Genomic DNA, 17,703 nt, shown 5'->3' with positions numbered 1-17,703 from the left:
AGGCACTTATGAGGTGGGTGGCTTATCACCGTGAAGGCGAGGAAAAGTTGTTAGTCATCCAAGTGTATGCAGAAGGCGAGACGGAACGGAATGTAGCGAAAGACAAAATACCGGGCAGGGTGAGAAAGCCTCTGTCCGATTGGGAGGGTATCAATGACTGATCAATATATTGAGTGCAGACGTTGTGGCAGAGAATTAAAGGATAAGCGAAGTAGAGAAATGGGTTATGGTCCATCTTGCATTAAGAAAGTTGGATCAGAACGAGAAGGAGAGCTAGAAACAGTTGACCTTTTGGAAAAGGAAATGAAAAAGTGACGAATGCTCTGATTAAGAGTTTCTTGGAAAAGAAAAGCGCAAGACGGTTGTATGAGGTTGCTGAAAAGAATCCAACACCAGAGAATATCCGAGCGCTTGAAGAAGCATTCAAGCAATATGCGCTAAGAGTGAAGCAGATAAGTTACATCAAGCGTCTAATAAAAGGCTACTCCATTGATTTCGATAAGCGAATAAGATCGAAAGTCGTTAGGCAGTCAATAGATGATGAAGAGGTCAACTATCATAACTTATTACCGAGTAGGGTTGAAGTCGAAACAGAGGTTGAACCAAACGAATTGTTTACGGATGAAAGAATTCACAGGACCTTTCAATCGTTAAAAGACATTCAGAAACAGCTATTGATTTATAAGTTCGTTAAAAACTTAAAAAACAAAGAAATTGCCCGTTTGTTGGGATATTCGGAGCAAAGAGTCTCTTATAACATTAAGAGCGCAATAGAGAAGTTGAAAAAGGGAGCGTAGGTACATATGGAGCTTGAGTATGAGGAGATTTTAAGGGAGTTCAGACCGCTAATTATAAATAGTCTCTGCAATACAGCTCCATGCTATCGCGAAGACCTTGAACAAGAAATAAAAATTAAGATATACGAAAAATTGCACGTAATAAACAACCTAAAAGCACCGGGCTTTTATGAGTTGCTAAATCAAGAGGAGCGAGTATAGATGATTAATTCGGTAGCACTTACAGGGAGATTAACTAAAGATGTGGACTTGAGGTACTCACCACAAGGGGTTGCAGTTGGTCGATTCACACTAGCAGTTACCCGATCTTACGACAGAGAGAAAAGTGATTTTATACAGATAATTTGTTTTAAGAAGACAGCAGAATCAGTTGCGAATCACATGAGAAAAGGGTCTTTGGTTGGCGTGAGCGGTAGGGTTCAAACATCCAGTTGGGAGAAAGACGGGCAAAGGCACTTTAAAACAGAGGTAGCGGCAGAACAAATCACATTCTTGGAGTCGCGCAATAGCCAAGGTGGAGGCAATAACACGAATAACAATAGCGGTAACTACAACAACGATCCGTTTGCGAATGACGGTTCGCTTGATATCTCTGATGATGATTTACCATTTTAAGGAAAATAGAGGTGTGTTGAATGAGTAAAGAATACGAGGTAATTGAATCTTTGAAAAAGCAGGTAACAGAATTAGGCGCTGGCGAGGCACATATGGAGGTTCATGGTGTTGGTAATATTCCTGAACATACCGCAGTCATTTCTTTCTATGATGGTCAAGCGCCTTCTCATAAAGTACTAGATAAGTTGTACGAATGGGCGGAAACCTACGGTAAAAACGAAGTCATAGAAATGATTCAATTCTTATCTGAATTTGAGGAGGAAGACGAATGAACCTACAGCGGCTATTCAAGATCCAAGCAGAGTTAGACCAAGCAATCATCGAAAAGAAAGGCTTACACGGTCAAGATTTGCTGGCTGATCGCATCCTAGCGTTACTCGTAGAGCTAGGAGAGTGCGCCAACGAGTGGAGAGGGTTTAAGTTCTGGAGCGAGGATCAGGAACCAAGAACGTACAAATTTGAAGACTTATACGAAATGCCTGTGCGTGAATGGAATCCACTTCTTGAAGAATACGTAGACTGTCTGCACTTTTTGTTAAGTATCGGTAATTCATTAATGGAAAAGTATAAGTTCCAGATAGAGTATGAAATGCCTTTCAAAGTGTTGCACTCAATACCTAGACAACAGTTTTTAACCGTATTTGCAAGAGTTAACGACATAGATGCTATGGATTTTGCGGGCGGGTATGAAAGTCAAAAATACAGAAATGCTTATGAAGCATTGTTGAAAGATTTCTTTGGGCTAGGTACAACACTTCGCTTTTCGTGGGAAGAAGTAGAAGCAGCTTATCTACAAAAGAACAAAATCAACCATGAACGGCAAGCAAACGGCTATTAATGCCGAAACCACGTTGGTCTGATGCGGTAAGGGAGCAGAGAGAAGGTCCTGCTCCTGAGCCGGAGGTCAGAATGAGGCATGGGCGATGCAAATGCGGCGCAGGTAAATACAAGCTAAAGGTTTATAAAGGCAAATGGACACAGACGTGTAAAGAGTGCGGAGAGGAGCGAGCAAGGTGATCTATATACCAAAGATACTTATTAGTTTATTTATATTGCTAGCAGCAGTGATTGTATCTTGTTCCATTGCTCTTGCTCTAATGGGGAGAGAGGAGCGGAGCAATGGCAAAGATCAAAAGCAAAAAGACAAGCTATTACGGAAATGATTTTGATAGTAAGGCAGAGGGTGAGTTTTATCTCTTGCTAAGGTCGGATAAGAACGTTAAAGCGATAGAATTACAACCGCAATACACACTCCTGAGCGCCTTCTCAGTGCCTTGTTATAGATGCGAGGGTAATGGCAGGGTAGAGAACAAAAAAACGCTCAGATTGAACAAATGTACGTTGTGTAGCGGTACAGGTAAGAGGATGCGCCAACCATGGAAGTATACAGCAGACTTTAAAGTGACTTATAAAGATGGGAAAGAGGAAGTAATTGACGTAAAAGGATACGCAAATGAACGCTTTCCACTCGTTAAGAAGATGTTTGAGAGTGTGATGGGTAGAGAGCTGGTTGTTTGGCAAAAGAACAATAAAAAGGGGTGGGTGAGGAAATGAATAGTTTTGAGTATGATCTTTCGATAAGAAAAATAGACAACCGCTATATTAAACAGTTAAGGCTTCTTGCTGAAGGGTATGCATCAACTAATCCAATTTCATTACCGGAATCATACCGAATTTTATTAGAGGCTTGGGATGTTCTTTGGTGGATGGAGCAGGATGATCGGTATAAAACCTTAGCAGCTTTATATGAGTGATTTACAAAGCGTCATCCATTCAATGCGAGAGGTGCAGCAAAGGCTAGATAACTCGAGCAAAACGATATTCGCACTAGCTAAAGGGAACGAGAAAATAGCTAGCTTGAGATTAGAGCGTGACATTGCAAAAGAGACGTATAAGGCTGGTCTTGATGCCATGAATAACCTACGGACAGAGGCGAGCCTGTTACAAAGCATATTGAGGTGGCAGAACGATATGGGGAGCTGATCCATTGCAGGTACTAATGTTTTGCGAGAAGTGTGGACGACCAAAAAGACTAAGTGAATACGTCTTAAGCCAGTACATTACAAGAGCACCGCAGATCTATTGTGACGATTGCCACCACAGCAACACCGTTACAACGAAATTAAGACGTTTTGCGTTTCAGATAAAGAATAAACAAGGGAATTAGGGAGGGTAATTATGACCGATACATGGGTAAGCAACATTGTTAACGACTGTACAGTGACGAAAAAAGAGCTAGAGGTATATAGACAAGCCTTAGATAAAGGAGATACAGAAGAAAAGAACGAGTTTGATGTTGTCGGAGGGATGATATCGGACTTGAATTACTCTGTTGAATGGCTAAAGAGAGGAAGAAGACCGGGGAACCGCAGAGGGGTAGAAAGACAATCTGTATATCAGAGAACAGCGTTGCTTGACATGAACCTATTCCCGTCAATGGATTTAGATAATGGCCGTGAAAGACCGATAGATGACAAGGACAAACGAGCAATGGTAGATATCCTGTGGTTGCTGAGTAATCGCGAAAGACAATGTTATGTGCTCCATATGAGCTATGGAATGACTTATGCAGAGATAGCAAAGGAAATCGGAGTGACAAGAGCGAGTGTACAAAAGTTCGTTGAGCGTGCCAAGAAAAAAATATTTGAAAAAGTTTCGTAGTTTGTCATGCAAGTGTCATACATGCGCCAACTATAGTTGAGAGGACTTACCTCGATGCGTTAAAAGCGCTCTTCGATAAGGGGAGCACTCTATAATATCACGTACCGTATGGCGGACAAACAACCTCCTCGACCGATTGTTCTACGTAAAAAAATGTATAAGACCAACCTCCACATTTAAAATAATAAAATATGGTTTTTTATGGATAATTATGTTATTATTGATCTTGTGTTTCATAATTATTAGGAGGTTAAGAAAATGAAGAAAAAAGTATTATTTCTGTCCTTATTGTTATTTTTATCTTTGGGTTTCGCTAAAAGTGATATTGCTGAAGCCGCAATGCATCCGTGGAAAAAGCTCCCTCAGGCAGGTAGTACATGTGAAGTAAGAGCATGGACTGACTATCTAAGTTATTCAACAAGAGCTACTTCGGTTGACTTCTATCTTGAATCTAGAGGGAACTGTGGCACTCTAAGCTATATAGCTAATGCAAATATACGGTACAATGGTTTAAACGCGGTTAGTTCGACCGAAACTGGATCATTCTCTTTCCGCACACCTATAAAAAAAGCGAGGTTACACACGATTGATGTCCGCCCAACAGCTGGTCCGTTGTGGGTCGAATTCAGAAAAAATGGTAGACATGTAGGTCAATACACATCAAATCACCTTTCTTACCCTAGATAAGTTAAATTAGAAAAAGCGTGTACGAGCTTAATAGCCGTATGCGCTTTTTATATTATGAATGGAGCTGATAGGCATGGCTGAAATAAGCGAAGTCACGATCAAAGTAAACTTAGATACAAGCGAAGTGTTAAAGAACATCAAGTCCATTGAACGCAGGGTAAGAGAAGCGAAAAAGGCGGTAGGTGAATTGGGTAATGCGAATGGAGAATCGATCCATTTGGATATTGAAAAAGTGATCAAGATGTTAGATGAAGTAGCCGAGGAAGATATCTCATTAACTTATAAACTTTATCCCATCAAAAACGAATTAATTCACATGGCTAAAGCGAGCAAAGAACGATTCAAATTTGAGCTATGAGGCGTCCTAATGGACGTCTTTTTATATTCGCTCTTAAGGAGAATAAACATGAAGAAGATTGATCCCAATAAAGATTGCGTAAAATGCGTATTTGCCCAGAAGATATACAAGACAGAGGAGAAGACGAGAATGTTTTGTACATATGGGGCAGGGTGTATAAAGAAATAGATAGAAAGATGCAGGTATCTTCCTTCTTTTGTCGAATCTTGTGGCAGGGAGGGTTAATATTGGAAAGAACAATTAGAAAAATGATAAGTTTTATAGAAGAATCTGATGCGTATAATGATTTTGATCCAATTGCGTCGAAATATCTTTATACTCTATTTGCTAGGTGCAAGAAGACATATTATGCAATATGTTTAATAAGAAATAATCAAAGTAATGACGTTAACTATGTAGAAGCTTTGCCGCTTTTTCGGAATCTCATAGAATCTTATTTTCATTTATGTTATGTATTGCAAGAAGAGGATAAAGAAAAGGTAAAAGAAGGTTATGAACAGATAGCTGAGTTGGCTAGATTCCTCTTAGCAAAAAAGCTAAAAAAAGCGAGTGTAATAGGAGATGAAGGCAAAGAATTTTTAAGTAATACAAATTTCAATTTTAGATTAGCAAATAAATACAAATTCTTGAACAACGTTGAGGATTTATCGAAAAAGGTGAAAAGAGAGGATTTATATTATAAAAATTACACCGTATTAAATTCATTCTTACATTACAATCCAGCAACTTTTATAAATTACGGCGAGTTTGAACATGGAAAGTTTATTTTCAATTTAAAAGGTGATTTAGAACAAAGTGAAATAGTTTTTAAAAGAATCGATTTATTAGCGATGCTTTTTGTTGGGGAAGTTGCTGCAAATCTTAACGATGATGAATTAGAAAGTAAAGTAAATGGTGTTTTTAATGAATTTAAAGAATCGAGTGCATTTAATAATATGTAGACGAACTCATAAAAAGAAGACTACCTTACGAGGCAGTTCTCTTTTTGTTTGTTAAAAAAACGGCAAAAATTTTGAAATTAATTTAAAAAAGCTTTGAGTCACTCCTCTTTTTTTGAGTTATTATGGAAAAAGAAGGGAGGTGATAGCATGACTGAAGAAGAAAGAAGAGATTGGTTGCAACAAGTTTTTAAATTAGAAGAACTAACGTACATGCTATATTCACATTCGAGTGATGCCATGAAGTCATTGGAAAATTACGAAGGTGACAACAGGTATGTTATATCGTTAGGGTTTTATCAGATGGCGCATCAAACATTTTTAGCTATATTTGAATTATATAGAAATAATGATGTTCTGGAGCGTGGTGAATACGATCAGCTAATTGAGGCTTACCAATCTTTTGAAAGAAACCTAACCGAATTGATTAGAGAGAAAGATACGAACTCATCGTGGTTGCAAACCCAATATGAATCATATAAAGATGCTCATGGTGTATACGTTAAAATGGTCCAAGATCTAAGAATTAACAGATAGTAAAAACTGGACATGCTGCCATCTAGGCAGCTTTTTTATTATTAAATATAAGGGGGCAGGGGTGTATGTAGATGAACTGGGAAGAGATAAGAGAAGAATACGAGACAACCACCATCACCTTAAAAGCATTAGCTGAAAAGCATGGAGCGAAGCTAGGGACGCTCAAGAGTAGGAAGAGTCGTGAGGGTTGGGAAAGGGATGCAACCAAGGGGGAGGATGCAACTAAGGTTGCAACCAATCGAATTAGGGATGCAACCCCTAAGGAATCTAAGCAGTCCAAGAAAAAGAGGAGTGGCAACCCTAACCCACAAAATCAATTTACCGAACGGAACAGCGCCGCGCTAAAGCACGGGCTTTTTTCTCGTTATATGCCAAAAGAAACATTGGAGATCATCGGCATGCTTGAAGATGCAAACCCTGTTGATCTCTTATGGGATCAGATACAAATACAATACGCTGCAATTTTGCGTTCTCAAAAGATTATGTGGGTGAATGATGCTAATGATTCTACAAAAGCGCTCACGAAAGTAAAGGGTGGCTTGAAAGTTGATTCAGAAGGTAACTTGGTAAAGGTTGCTTTTGCAGAAGAACTTCAATACGACAATCAATATGCGTGGGATAAGCAAGCGAACTTTTTGAGCGCGCAATCAAGGGCGATAGCAGAATTGCGCTCATCCATTAAACAGTTTAACGACATGGCGCACGAAGATGATACTCGCAGACTCAAGTTAGAACAGTTGCAGCTTAACGTTAACAAAACAAAAGCGGAAGTCAGTCTCCTCTCTAATGATGAAGAAGAGTACGAAGATGACGGCTTTATGGATGCGATAAAGGGCGCTAGTGAGCAGGTGTGGAACGATGAAGAAGCTTAAACCTGCGCTGTTTAAATTTAAGCCGTTCAGCACGAAGCAATTCAAGGTATTAACCTGGTGGCATGAAGCATCGCCTTTTAAAGATAACGATGGCATCATATGTGATGGTTCAGTCCGAGCGGGTAAGACGGTTGTGATGTCTCTCTCCTACATTATGTGGGCAATGGAGACATTCAATGAGGAAAACTTAGGTATGTCCGGTAAGACGATAGGAGCGCTTAGACGGAACGTTATCACGCCGTTAAAGCGAATGCTCAAGTCAAGGGGCTATCGCGTTAAGGATCACCGCGCAGACAACTATTTGTCCATTTCATTCAGAGGCAAGACGAATTACTTCTATATCTTTGGTGGTAAGGACGAAAGTAGTCAGGACTTAATCCAAGGTATTACCCTTGCGGGTATGTTCTTTGATGAGGTCGCGCTTATGCCTGAATCATTTGTTAACCAAGCAACCGCGCGTTGTTCGGTGGATGGGTCGAAGATGTGGTATAACTGCAACCCTGCTGGACCGCATCACTGGTTCAAAACGAAGTTTCTTGATCTTAAGCACGAAAAAAGACTGCTACATTTACACTTTACGATGGATGATAACCTTTCGCTCTCAAAAGCGATTAAAGAGCGATACAAGCGGATGTACACGGGCATATTCTATAAGCGCTATATCTTAGGTCTATGGGTACTCGCTGAGGGCGTTATCTATGACATGTTTAATAAAGATGATCACGTCGTACCTACAGAGGAACGGCGCTATTCGCAGTTTTATGTATCGATTGACTACGGAACGCAGAACCCTACGACATTTGGATTGTGGGGCAAGGAAAAGAACACGTGGTATAAGGTGAAAGAATATCACTACGATGGTCGCGAGAAAGGCAAACAGAAGACAGACGTTGAGTATAGCCGTGATCTAAAAGAGTTTACAAGCGGTTATCGCATATCCTCTGTGATTGTCGATCCATCTGCTGCTAGCTTTAAGGCTCAGCTTAAAAGAGATAGCTTTAGGGTGCAAGATGCAAAGAACGATGTAGCAAACGGGATTCAGAACGTAGCAAGCGCGCTGAATCGTATGCTCATTCTCTACAACGATTGTTGCATTGAAACATTTAAGGAGTTCAGCTCCTATACGTGGGATCAGAAAGCGGCTAAACGTGGCGAAGATAAACCAATCAAACAAAACGATCATCACATGGACGGTGATCGTTATTTTGTGAACACCATTATATTTGCAAAGAAAGCAGGGTTAAGTTCAACAAACCCTTGGTAGGAGGTGACACATGGCATTACGAACGTGGGACAAGTTTGACAAGAGCATCATAGAAGAGACGCATGGCAGTATTGAGCGGTATCGGGACCTTTACGAAGGGAATCATATTGAACTGTTCCCTCGCGCTAAACGACTGGTGCAACAAGGCGAGATCACAGACGCAATAGCAGAGGGGAATCATGTAGCACAACAAATACAGACGCCTTATATCATAGCGAATGTGAGTAAGTTGATACCGGAGATACCTGCGGTACTCGTTGCTCGCTCGATTGGTTCTGTTACATCCTCGCTTCTAAGACGACAAGAACAGATCGAAGAGCTGGACGACGAAACGGACAGCATGATAGAGGGACCAGATGACAACTCGTTAAACGCTGAAATACTGGACGCGCAACAAGAGATCATTGAACAGATTGAAAAGAACAGCAAGCTGCGCACCGAGCACTGGACGAACATTGTGCAGCATCAGGTAGATGGTGGCTTAGTTGGTTGTGTATGGATCGATGAACTGGGCCCGCGTATGGAAATGAAACAGCGTGACGTTTATTTCCCGCACGATGACGATTTAGGCGTTGATCTCGTTTATGACCGCAAGATCGATGACGACCGCTTTTTACACGTTTACCGTGAACGAGTGGAGAAAGACGGACTACACACCGAACATCTACTCTTTATGGGTGAGGACAACAGCACTGAGTTTATCCCGGTCGATGAAGAGGAATCGAAACAGCTACTTGGTATGAAGGATCTCAAGAAGGTATATAAAGGGCGTAACCGTCCATTTGTTGTGTATTGGGCAAACGAAAAGACATTCCGTAACCCGCTAGGTCGTAGTTGTCTTAAAGGCATAGAGGGGAAGCAGGATGAGATCAACTGGACATTGACGCGCTCGGCCATAACCTTTGAGCGTAATGGTAAACCTCGTATTGCAGTGAGCGAAGAGGTATTCAGCAGATTGGAAGAGTTAGCGGCTCAACGCTATGGAGAGGATAACCCGGAGAAGAAGATTGATCATCGCGATTTAGAGATAACAACGTTTGATGATAACGGAAAAGCGCTTGAGATCATTCAAATTGATACGAGTAAGATCGGTGACATTGAGACTGTGCGCAACCTTATGCAGATGGTTCTGTCAGAAACGCGTACAAGCTCGAAGGCAATTGATTACTACTTAGGTGAGTCAACTGGTACCGCATCCGCTCAAAGTGGTGTAGCGAAATTCTACGATCTTTTAACATCTATTCTAAAAGCGGAGCAGATTCAAAGCGAGTACATCTACTTCCTTCAACAGCTCTATGAAAACATCTTGTGGCTCATGGCGGAAGAGGACAGCGCAGTTATGATTGAGGAACCGGACATTGCAATTCGCTCTATGATCCCAATTAGCCGCAAGGAATTACTAGAAGAGAACGCGATGGCTTACGAGAAAGGCACACAAAGCCTTGAAACGACCGTAAGGAACTGTAACCCTCTGGCATCAGAAGAATGGATACAGCAAGAGCTAGAGCGCCTAGAAATGGCATCTGAAACGCCTAATACATTCGGTGGTGGCACCTTAGCGAGTTACCTTGATAACCGCGACCAGCCGTTGACGAGCGATGAAGAATGAACATTGACCAACTCCTACGCTACTTCTCAGAAGCATTAGAGGACATCTATCGTAACGTCGGTAGTGTAGAAGGTTTATCGACCGACAGAGGCGCGCAGGAGCTTATACGTTCGATCTCTGACACACTCGATAGTTTAGGTATCGCCATTGAAGAAGTCTTGCCTAACGAAATCTTAGAAGCGTACACGTCTGGTTTGATTACAGGTAATGCGTTGCTACGAGAAGAGGGGTTGGCGGTCGCTGTCATTGCGAAGAGTGACCAAGCGGTTATTCGTCCCATTCTACAGCGCAAGTTACACCGAGAGGCGTTATTTGAGATCACAAACAGTGGATTGGAAGACATACGAGCTTCGCTCGAAGTCGCAAAGAGTTACGTGACCGCAGATATTAATCAGGTCAGACAGACGTTTAAAGATGATATGGCGCGAGGTTCCATTCAAGGTGATCATAACCGTGTGATATCCGCTCGTATCAGTCAGAGGCTTAAAGAACATGGCATTGTCGGACACCGCACCATTGATGGAAAATTGTTACCAATCGACTTCTACGCTAGTACAGTGGTTCGAACGAAACTAAGGGATGCTAACACGAAAGGAGCTGTCAATCGCTACACTGAAAACGGAGTGACAACCGTCAAGATAAGCGGTCAGGGGCAAACGTGTCAGGTATGCGCTCGGTATCAAAACTTAGTCGTGAGCTTAACAGGTGAGCATGAAGGGTTTGCGTCAATCAATGACAACAATATCAAGCTACCGCCGTTTCATCCGAACTGCCGTTGTACTTGCAGGCCTTACGTGATGGAATACAAGACACCTCAAGAAATACGAGAAGAACAAGAGCGGTGGAAGGCGTTTGATCCTGTAAAGGATGTTCGCTCTCCTGCTCAAAAGAGAGCGTATGAGCGAGAACAGAAACAACGCGTACAGCGCAATGCAGAAAAAAAACAATACGCTGAAATGGTCATGTTGCTAGGTGATGATGCCCCTAAGACATTAGGCGCCTTTAGACGTATGAAGAAAGTCAACTCGCTTAATTTTCGAGATAAGAAAGCAGAAATGCGAGCAATCAAACGAAACGCAAAAGCCTCTAGTGGATAGTGGCTTATTTGTCGTGTCAAACCGTGCTGCGACACAACGCAACATTAACCATGTACGAGTAAATAATGGGATCGCGCACCAGAAGCGCAGATGAAAGGAGAACGATTATGTTTGCTAAACCATTGTTTGAGAAAAAAGCGCCACGTTTAGATATGAACCTTCAAATGTTTGCTGAGGATAATAACGATGATGATTCAGACGACGATCAAGGAGACGATACTCCTGACCTCGTTGAATTACTGAAGAATCCAGAGTTTAAAAAACAATACGAGGCAGATATGAAGGGGAAACTCGGGAAGCGTTTGAAAAAATACAAGGACGTTGACCTTGAAGAATATGAGCGCCTTAAACAAGAAGCTGCAGGCAAGAAAAGTACGGACGACGAAGAAGATGATAATAAATCAGATTCCAAGTTGGACGAGTACGGAAAGCGTCTCGCCCGCGCTGAGCGTAAAGAGAAGAGGGCAGCGGTCAAAGAATACGCTATGGAAAATAAGTTCAACGCTAAACTCGCAGCTAAGCTTATCAGTATTGATGAGATCGAATTAGATGATGATGGCGAACCAACGAACTTAGAGGAGCTATTCGAAGACCTAGCAGAAGAGTTTCCAGAGTACTTCACTGAAAAAGAGGAGGAAGAGGAATCTTCTAAATCTGGTTATGGACCAGGAGTGAAACAAAAGAATAATAGTAGAACGAAAAAGCCAGATGGTTACGAGGTTGGTAAAAGTTCTTACGCTCGTATCCAAGCAAGACGAAACAAAAATCGGAAAGGGGAATAACACATGTCTTATACGTTAAAACACGGCCGTACTGAATTTAAAGGCGGTATCAATATCCTCGCTTCGCGAGATTTGCAGTGGACTGAACACGGTATTACGCTCGATGCAGAGCATACAGGAGCGAAATACTTACCTGTTGGCACGCCAGTTTGTCGGAACCTTGATACTGGTAAATATGAGGTTTATGCAGATGGTGAAGGCGGAGAGGCGCCAGAGGGTTATGATGATTTTGCGTTATTAAATGTTGATGTAAACGTTGATGGTAAACATGACGTCATCATTGGTGAGGTACTTATCAAAGCATCAGTTTATGAAGCAAAGCTTCCTGATACGGTAACAGAGAAATTCAAAGAACTTACAAGACCGCTTATTCGCTATATAAATCACATCTAAACGCCAAACAAGGCGTATTTTTTATGTTTAAAAACGAGGAGGAAACAAAATGCCAGGTATTACACACTTAGAAGAATTCCAACAGCCAGCGCTTCGTGCGTTGGTCGATGAGTCGGAGCAAGATGCTCCTATTTCATTTGCTGATCGCTTTTTGCCAACAGAGAACGTGTTCTCGCGTAACTTTGCTGGTGACATCATCAAGACAAATAATTTCCTAGCCGGTTACATCGGGAAAGGTTCAGAACCACCGACCGTTGATCGTAATGAAATTGCTTCTTACATGGGTGAGATTGCCCAGTTTGGTCTACAAGACATCGTAACGTATAGCGAGATCGAGGCGCTTCATGAGGCGCAAAATAATGCTCGCTATCAAGATGCAATTGACCGCATTACGGTTCGTGCTGTAGATATTGTTGATGCAACGCGCCGCCTTATCCAATTGGCGAAAGCTGAGGCGCTTTGTAAAGGGGAGCTATCCACTAACCGTAACAAGATCAAATTTGACTTTGACTTTGGTATTCCTGCTGAAAACAAAGTAGCTCTTACAGGTGGGAATGACTTTAGTTCACCTGACTTTGATATCTTAGGCTTCTTAGAAGAGCAAGTTCAAGCATATTCCGATTTGAATCGTCGTCTTCCTGAAACCATGTTGATGTCGCGTCAGGTTCTGCAAATGATGCTAAAGAACGAGCAAATTATTGCAGAGGCTGGTCGATCAGAGGGTTCTAATCGTGCGTCTCAAGCAAATTTAAATAACGTGCTACAGGAATTTGGTTTGCCTTCAATCGAGGTAGTGCTAGACCGCGCTATAACGTATAAGGATAACGAAACTTCGGACACTCTTTCGAATGAATTCCTACCGGTTAACCGGATTGTTATGGCATCAAGCGGAGCAGGTAAATACCTTCTTGGCCCGACACTAGAGAACAACTTTCAACCGGGTATTTTGCTAACAGCAGAAGATAAGAAAAAACCTGTAATGTCTGTAGTTGAAACAGTTGGTGCCGGGTTCCCTGTACTCGAAAACCCATTCTTAGTTAAACACTTGGATGTATTTACACCATAAGGAGGTAACACATGTCTAAACATACAGTTGAAGTATTAGATGCCATTGTTGATGGAAAAAAGAAAGGCGAAAAGCTGGATATTGATACAAAGTCAGCGAAGTACCTTGAATCAATCCATTATGTTAAAATCATCGGACCTGTGAAAGAAGAGATTAAGCAGAAGGATGATGAAAAGAAGGAGGATTCTGATGCCGAAGCCGAGCAAGGGGACTCCGAAGGACATGAGGCTCAAGAGAAACAAAAGGAAAAAGGGCAGAAAAAGAAGTAGGTGATTGGAATGGATTATGAGGCTATAAACGCTTATCTCGCTCAAATGCCCTTTACAGCCTTATATGATGAGTTATCCTCTGATGACAAGGTAAAGCATGTGTTCAATGCGCAGGAGGTACTTAAAGCGCACTACCGTGCTTCACTTCTGTCTGAACGCGCTGTAGCCTTACAACTCTTGTACATGCTTGAAGGGGAAGAAGAGGAATACGCTAAGTTGCGAAGACAAGGGGTATCCTCTTTTTCTACTAATCGCGTTACAGCTTCAATAGGTGGTAGCGAGATTGCTCCTGAAGTAAGATCATTGCTTAAGTCTAAAGGTAGAGTGGGGCGGCTACAATGAAACCTCCTATGAGAGACGATGTAGTCGTCATGACAACGCAGTTAGACGAAAATGGCAATCCTATCACGGACAATCGCGGTCGCCCTATAGCACCTAAAGAAACGCCGGCAAAAGCGCGTGTCACAAACAAAGTTAGGGTCGTGCGTAACCGTCAGGGTGTGGAAGAGAAAACGAGTATTGAATTTGACTTACCGCCTGATGTTGAATTCGGTTTCGACTCAACCATTTCGTATACAGACACATTCGGCCAGGAGCGCAAGGCTCAGGTTGTTAACTGGGAAGAGTCAACGAACCTTAGCGGATCGAAGGTCTATTTCAGGACGGTGTACGGTGGCTAGGCGCGATTTTATGAACGTTCAATGGCGAGGGTTGAAAGAGCTTGAAAAAGAGTTTAAGGCAATGCCTAAGAGGTTTGAGCGCGCAGCCATTCAAGAGCTAGGCAAGTACAGTTCGTTGCTGGAAGAGGGAACTAAAGCACTTGTACATCATGATGAAGGGGATTTAGAGGACTCTATCTCTTTTGATCCACCGAAGAAAAAGGGACAAGGGTTTGAATTTGAAGGTGGTTCTTCTTCGAAGTACGCTTTAAGAAGACATTATGAACCTCCTAGAATGGGTGTACACGACAAGTTGCCGGGCGATAAATATTATGTGAGCGGTAAGGGTAGACGAACACATAATAAGCCTGCTTTTCGTGGAGAACGACCGGGTAGGCTATATATGGAGCGAGCTGTTAGAGTGACAGAAAGGGACTTTCAACAGACAGGTGATCGAATTTTAAGACGGACGATCGATAGGGGGCGCAAATGATTCAGCTATGGATGATGGATGAACTAAAACGTGAATTGAGTCACCTAAAATGGACGATCGGGCAATATACTGCTTCTGATCATACGGGGACGGTTTACTATGAAGGCGGTCGTTCTCCTGCAAAGACTGAAACGCGTATGCGCCTCCCTAACTTCATGGTATGGATTCGTTCATCTGATTGGGAGTATGCGGAATATGCAGCGCAAAAGACCTTTGACCTTTTCCATATGCGAGGGCAAGATGGTCGTTTTGAAATACAAATTGAACAAGAGGTGAAAGACGAGGTGTGGCGCGAACGCTACCTCGTTTTTTTGATGTCCGCTATCCAAGATCCCATTGACATGGGTGTGGTGGATAACATAAATACGTGGTCAATTAATTTTGACGTAGAGCTAATTAAACTAGAGGAGGCAATATAATGGATCCGAGTAAAGCGGTATTTGGTATGGCTGACATTACAGTTGGTGAAGGTTCAGACGCTTTAAATTTTGATGGTAAAACACTTATCCAAGCAGAGGGTGGGGAGTTAACGCTTACGCCTGAATTAGAGGATATTGTGGCTGCGGATTTCGGTAATACACCCGTCGATCAACGAATTGTTGGTTATACAGGTGAATTAACGATTGTAGCGTTTGAAGAGAGCTTGAAGATTCTAGAAGCGGCTATGAGTTACACAGATTCGGTAGAAAATGAATCAGGTGAAAAGGTGGGTATCACTGATGCAAAGATCGGTTCATCTATGCGAGAAAAAGCGAAGCCGATTCGTATACACCCACGCGGTCGTGAAGATGAAGAAGTTGATATCACCATTTACAAGATGGCATCAACGGGTGATTGGAGTCGGGCGTTTGGTAATGAGCAAGGGAATATCACATTGACATTCTCGATGTACCCGCGCGATGGAATGGATGCAAACAAGAAAGGGAATTTCTTTTACGTTGGTCCAGTTGATCCAAACGCTACTCCCTAATGTCCCCCAGCCGGAACCGGATGAGCCGGACGGGGACTTAGACGAGCCAATTGAAGAAGAGGAATAATAAAATAGGGGCTTCTGCCCCTCAACTATTAGGAGGCATATAATGGCGACAAAAGTTACAGTAATATACAAAGATGACAATGGTGTAGTACAAAAAGAACAACATTCAGTAGAGGATTTAAACTTGTTTCAGTTTCAAGAATTAATGAAAGTGGTTAAGGATATCTTCACTAAAGTAGAACAAGACAGTCAATTAAAAGAGTTATTCGGGGAACTGTTTAACGCTGAGGAAGAGGGCGAAGAAGCAGATATGGCTTTCATTGCGAAGTTAACAGGTTCATTTGATACGTTGGCCGTTTATCTACCTGAACAAGCATTTAAACTATTATCCATCCTATCAGGCGTGGAATATAAAATCTTAGTACAACAAAAAGCAATTGATGCATTGGATATTTACGATGCCGTTATAGAAGAAAATGATATCGAGAAGCTGTGGAAGCGCGCAAAAAAGTCTTTAGCTGGAACCAAGGCCAAACTTACGTTTATCCAGTTGGGCAAGAAGGTAGCGGGAGAGAAGTCGAAGGCGCCAGCATAAGCGAAGCCTTCATCATCAAACTTGCGCATAAGCTTGGTGGTCGATCTGAAATTGTTAACGGCAAGGCTGTTGAGTTATTGAAGTTTATGGACATGGCGCTCGAAGAGGACGAGGCAAAGGTGGAAGAGAAGAAGTTGGCTCTATACATGGACCATGTGTCTCGAATTAACGCTAGACAACCGCAGGATCGCAAAGAAGCGAATGCGCAACGCGACTTTGTGAAAAGCCTTGAGCCAAAGAAAAAGCAAGATACTGCGAAGGTTTACGAGTGGGACGAGGAGCGCTTGAAACGAATGGCTCTAGATTAAGGGTGTCTTATTTTGTCGAATGAATCCTTTTATATAATGAATCACGTATACTACTACTAATAGACTAGGTAGAGGTGATCGTGATGTTTAAGAAAAGCGAAGAAAAGATTGCGAAAAAAGAAGCTACTAGGATAGCAAAGGAAGAGAAAAAAGCAGAAAAGAAGCTTTTAAAGCAGCAAAAGGACGAAGAGAAAACAAGGAAGATTGAAGAAAAAATCAAGAAAATTGATGAGAAGCTAATGGAAAAAGGCGGTTACACAAAAGAAGCTATCGAAGATATGTGGACGCCCGATCCTGGTAAAAGCATTCGGGAACAGTTAAAAGACCAGTCCGAATACGAAGAGAAAAAAGTTAAGTTAGATTATCTTGGCGGGCACCCTGAAATACCACCAGGGAAAATTACTTTGTCACCTAGTAAAAAAGAAAATAATATAGTATTTGGAAATACCAGAGTTGAAATAACCTCTCTTAGTTGGGATGAGAAGGGGAAGCGTTCAGCGGGAAAGGCAGCAGCCGGCGCAATCGTTGGTGGTGTTTTAACAGCTGGTGCAGGAGCAATTGTCGGTGCGGCAATAGGTGGAAGGAAAAAAGATGACTCTTTAGCTGTAATGACTGTAAAAGATGGTGTCGTTGAATACACTTTGTATTTCAGATGTGACAAAAAAGAGTACCCTAAAGTTGTTGCGTTAGTTAAATAGAGAAGCTTCCCAATTGGGAGGCTTTTTAT

Annotated in this window: 31 protein-coding genes; all 31 read left to right on the top strand. The window is 42.0% G+C overall.

Going from position 1 to position 17,703, the window contains the following annotated elements; translation table 11 throughout:
- The first annotated feature begins 8 nt into the window (after positions 1 to 8).
- A complete protein-coding gene (locus BK583_RS20770; protein ID WP_160319320.1) occupies positions 9 to 161 on the top strand; it encodes a hypothetical protein in 153 nt (50 codons plus the stop codon).
- Entirely contained in the window at positions 154 to 315 is a 162-nt protein-coding gene (locus tag BK583_RS20765) for a DUF6011 domain-containing protein (RefSeq protein ID WP_160319321.1), read from the top strand. Before BK583_RS20770 ends, BK583_RS20765 begins: the two co-directional genes overlap by 8 nt.
- Positions 312 to 797, top strand: a complete 486-nt coding sequence (locus BK583_RS13430; RefSeq protein WP_055737406.1) for a sigma-70 family RNA polymerase sigma factor — start codon at positions 312 to 314, stop codon at positions 795 to 797. The genes BK583_RS20765 and BK583_RS13430 overlap by 4 nt, the downstream gene beginning before the upstream one ends.
- Before the next feature lie 201 nt (positions 798 to 998).
- Entirely contained in the window at positions 999 to 1,412 is a 414-nt protein-coding gene (locus BK583_RS13420; RefSeq protein WP_055737408.1) for a single-stranded DNA-binding protein, read from the top strand.
- Positions 1,413 to 1,432: 20 nt separating this feature from the next.
- Complete coding sequence (locus BK583_RS13415) at positions 1,433 to 1,684, top strand: hypothetical protein (protein WP_055737409.1); 252 nt, start codon at positions 1,433 to 1,435, stop codon at positions 1,682 to 1,684.
- A complete protein-coding gene (locus tag BK583_RS13410; protein WP_055737410.1) occupies positions 1,681 to 2,250 on the top strand; it encodes a dUTP diphosphatase in 570 nt (189 codons plus the stop codon). Before BK583_RS13415 ends, BK583_RS13410 begins: the two co-directional genes overlap by 4 nt.
- A gap of 175 nt (positions 2,251 to 2,425) precedes the next feature.
- A complete protein-coding gene (locus tag BK583_RS20760; RefSeq protein ID WP_160319322.1) occupies positions 2,426 to 2,575 on the top strand; it encodes a hypothetical protein in 150 nt (49 codons plus the stop codon).
- Complete coding sequence (locus BK583_RS13405) at positions 2,532 to 2,966, top strand: DUF1064 domain-containing protein (RefSeq protein ID WP_055737411.1); 435 nt, start codon at positions 2,532 to 2,534, stop codon at positions 2,964 to 2,966. Before BK583_RS20760 ends, BK583_RS13405 begins: the two co-directional genes overlap by 44 nt.
- Positions 2,963 to 3,166: a hypothetical protein gene (locus BK583_RS13400; RefSeq protein WP_055737412.1), complete on the top strand. Its 204-nt coding sequence runs from the start codon at positions 2,963 to 2,965 to the stop codon at positions 3,164 to 3,166. Before BK583_RS13405 ends, BK583_RS13400 begins: the two co-directional genes overlap by 4 nt.
- Positions 3,159 to 3,395: a hypothetical protein gene (locus BK583_RS13395; protein WP_055737413.1), complete on the top strand. Its 237-nt coding sequence runs from the start codon at positions 3,159 to 3,161 to the stop codon at positions 3,393 to 3,395. The genes BK583_RS13400 and BK583_RS13395 overlap by 8 nt, the downstream gene beginning before the upstream one ends.
- Positions 3,396 to 3,590: 195 nt before the next feature.
- Positions 3,591 to 4,073 carry a sigma factor-like helix-turn-helix DNA-binding protein gene (locus tag BK583_RS13390; protein ID WP_055737414.1) on the top strand — a complete coding sequence of 161 codons (483 nt, stop codon included), beginning with the start codon at positions 3,591 to 3,593 and terminating at the stop codon, positions 4,071 to 4,073.
- 258 nt (positions 4,074 to 4,331) lie between these two features.
- Positions 4,332 to 4,760, top strand: a complete 429-nt coding sequence (gene yqgA, locus BK583_RS13385) for a cell wall-binding protein YqgA (RefSeq protein ID WP_055737415.1) — start codon at positions 4,332 to 4,334, stop codon at positions 4,758 to 4,760.
- A 73-nt stretch (positions 4,761 to 4,833) separates the two neighbouring features.
- The gene (locus tag BK583_RS13380) at positions 4,834 to 5,118 is read left to right on the top strand and encodes a hypothetical protein (RefSeq protein ID WP_055737416.1); all 285 of its coding nucleotides are present in this window, start codon (positions 4,834 to 4,836) and stop codon (positions 5,116 to 5,118) included.
- A gap of 227 nt (positions 5,119 to 5,345) precedes the next feature.
- Positions 5,346 to 6,059 carry a DUF5677 domain-containing protein gene (locus BK583_RS13375; RefSeq protein ID WP_078440181.1) on the top strand — a complete coding sequence of 238 codons (714 nt, stop codon included), beginning with the start codon at positions 5,346 to 5,348 and terminating at the stop codon, positions 6,057 to 6,059.
- Positions 6,060 to 6,206: 147 nt separating this feature from the next.
- The gene (locus BK583_RS13370; protein ID WP_055736386.1) at positions 6,207 to 6,593 is read left to right on the top strand and encodes a hypothetical protein; all 387 of its coding nucleotides are present in this window, start codon (positions 6,207 to 6,209) and stop codon (positions 6,591 to 6,593) included.
- Between the two features lie 71 nt (positions 6,594 to 6,664).
- Positions 6,665 to 7,465, top strand: a complete 801-nt coding sequence (gene terS / locus BK583_RS13365; RefSeq protein ID WP_055736387.1) for a phage terminase small subunit — start codon at positions 6,665 to 6,667, stop codon at positions 7,463 to 7,465.
- A complete protein-coding gene (locus BK583_RS13360) occupies positions 7,452 to 8,729 on the top strand; it encodes a PBSX family phage terminase large subunit (RefSeq protein WP_055736388.1) in 1,278 nt (425 codons plus the stop codon). Before terS ends, BK583_RS13360 begins: the two co-directional genes overlap by 14 nt.
- A gap of 10 nt (positions 8,730 to 8,739) precedes the next feature.
- A complete protein-coding gene (locus BK583_RS13355; protein WP_055736389.1) occupies positions 8,740 to 10,338 on the top strand; it encodes a hypothetical protein in 1,599 nt (532 codons plus the stop codon).
- A complete protein-coding gene (locus BK583_RS13350) occupies positions 10,335 to 11,435 on the top strand; it encodes a phage minor capsid protein (RefSeq protein ID WP_055736390.1) in 1,101 nt (366 codons plus the stop codon). Before BK583_RS13355 ends, BK583_RS13350 begins: the two co-directional genes overlap by 4 nt.
- Before the next feature lie 107 nt (positions 11,436 to 11,542).
- A complete protein-coding gene (locus tag BK583_RS13345) occupies positions 11,543 to 12,217 on the top strand; it encodes a hypothetical protein (protein WP_055736391.1) in 675 nt (224 codons plus the stop codon).
- A gap of 3 nt (positions 12,218 to 12,220) precedes the next feature.
- Positions 12,221 to 12,610: a hypothetical protein gene (locus tag BK583_RS13340; protein WP_055736392.1), complete on the top strand. Its 390-nt coding sequence runs from the start codon at positions 12,221 to 12,223 to the stop codon at positions 12,608 to 12,610.
- Positions 12,611 to 12,659: 49 nt separating this feature from the next.
- A complete protein-coding gene (locus BK583_RS13335) occupies positions 12,660 to 13,676 on the top strand; it encodes a major capsid protein (protein ID WP_055736393.1) in 1,017 nt (338 codons plus the stop codon).
- A gap of 11 nt (positions 13,677 to 13,687) precedes the next feature.
- Positions 13,688 to 13,945, top strand: coding sequence for a hypothetical protein (locus tag BK583_RS13330; protein ID WP_055736394.1), 258 nt, complete (start codon positions 13,688 to 13,690; stop codon positions 13,943 to 13,945).
- Between the two features lie 9 nt (positions 13,946 to 13,954).
- Positions 13,955 to 14,287: a hypothetical protein gene (locus BK583_RS13325; RefSeq protein WP_055736395.1), complete on the top strand. Its 333-nt coding sequence runs from the start codon at positions 13,955 to 13,957 to the stop codon at positions 14,285 to 14,287.
- A gap of 29 nt (positions 14,288 to 14,316) precedes the next feature.
- The gene (locus BK583_RS13320) at positions 14,317 to 14,625 is read left to right on the top strand and encodes a hypothetical protein (protein ID WP_139366192.1); all 309 of its coding nucleotides are present in this window, start codon (positions 14,317 to 14,319) and stop codon (positions 14,623 to 14,625) included.
- Positions 14,618 to 15,097, top strand: coding sequence for an FtsB/FtsL family cell division protein (locus BK583_RS13315; protein ID WP_055736397.1), 480 nt, complete (start codon positions 14,618 to 14,620; stop codon positions 15,095 to 15,097). Before BK583_RS13320 ends, BK583_RS13315 begins: the two co-directional genes overlap by 8 nt.
- Positions 15,094 to 15,516, top strand: coding sequence for a hypothetical protein (locus tag BK583_RS13310; RefSeq protein WP_055736398.1), 423 nt, complete (start codon positions 15,094 to 15,096; stop codon positions 15,514 to 15,516). The genes BK583_RS13315 and BK583_RS13310 overlap by 4 nt, the downstream gene beginning before the upstream one ends.
- Positions 15,516 to 16,067 (top strand): hypothetical protein, encoded by a 552-nt coding sequence (locus tag BK583_RS13305; RefSeq protein ID WP_055736399.1) that lies wholly within the window; start codon positions 15,516 to 15,518, stop codon positions 16,065 to 16,067. The genes BK583_RS13310 and BK583_RS13305 overlap by 1 nt, the downstream gene beginning before the upstream one ends.
- 109 nt (positions 16,068 to 16,176) lie before the next feature.
- Positions 16,177 to 16,668, top strand: a complete 492-nt coding sequence (locus BK583_RS13300) for a hypothetical protein (RefSeq protein ID WP_055736400.1) — start codon at positions 16,177 to 16,179, stop codon at positions 16,666 to 16,668.
- Positions 16,669 to 16,745: 77 nt separating this feature from the next.
- Positions 16,746 to 16,976, top strand: a complete 231-nt coding sequence (locus BK583_RS13295; RefSeq protein ID WP_055736401.1) for a hypothetical protein — start codon at positions 16,746 to 16,748, stop codon at positions 16,974 to 16,976.
- A gap of 80 nt (positions 16,977 to 17,056) precedes the next feature.
- Positions 17,057 to 17,674: a hypothetical protein gene (locus tag BK583_RS13290; RefSeq protein ID WP_139366191.1), complete on the top strand. Its 618-nt coding sequence runs from the start codon at positions 17,057 to 17,059 to the stop codon at positions 17,672 to 17,674.
- Positions 17,675 to 17,703: the final 29 nt, after the last annotated feature.

This window comes from Shouchella oshimensis (assembly GCF_002019765.1).
Lineage (GTDB): Bacteria > Bacillota > Bacilli > Bacillales > Bacillaceae_D > Shouchella > Shouchella oshimensis.
Note: the sequence above shows the minus strand (reverse complement) of the source record. Positions and strands in the feature narration are given on the sequence as shown.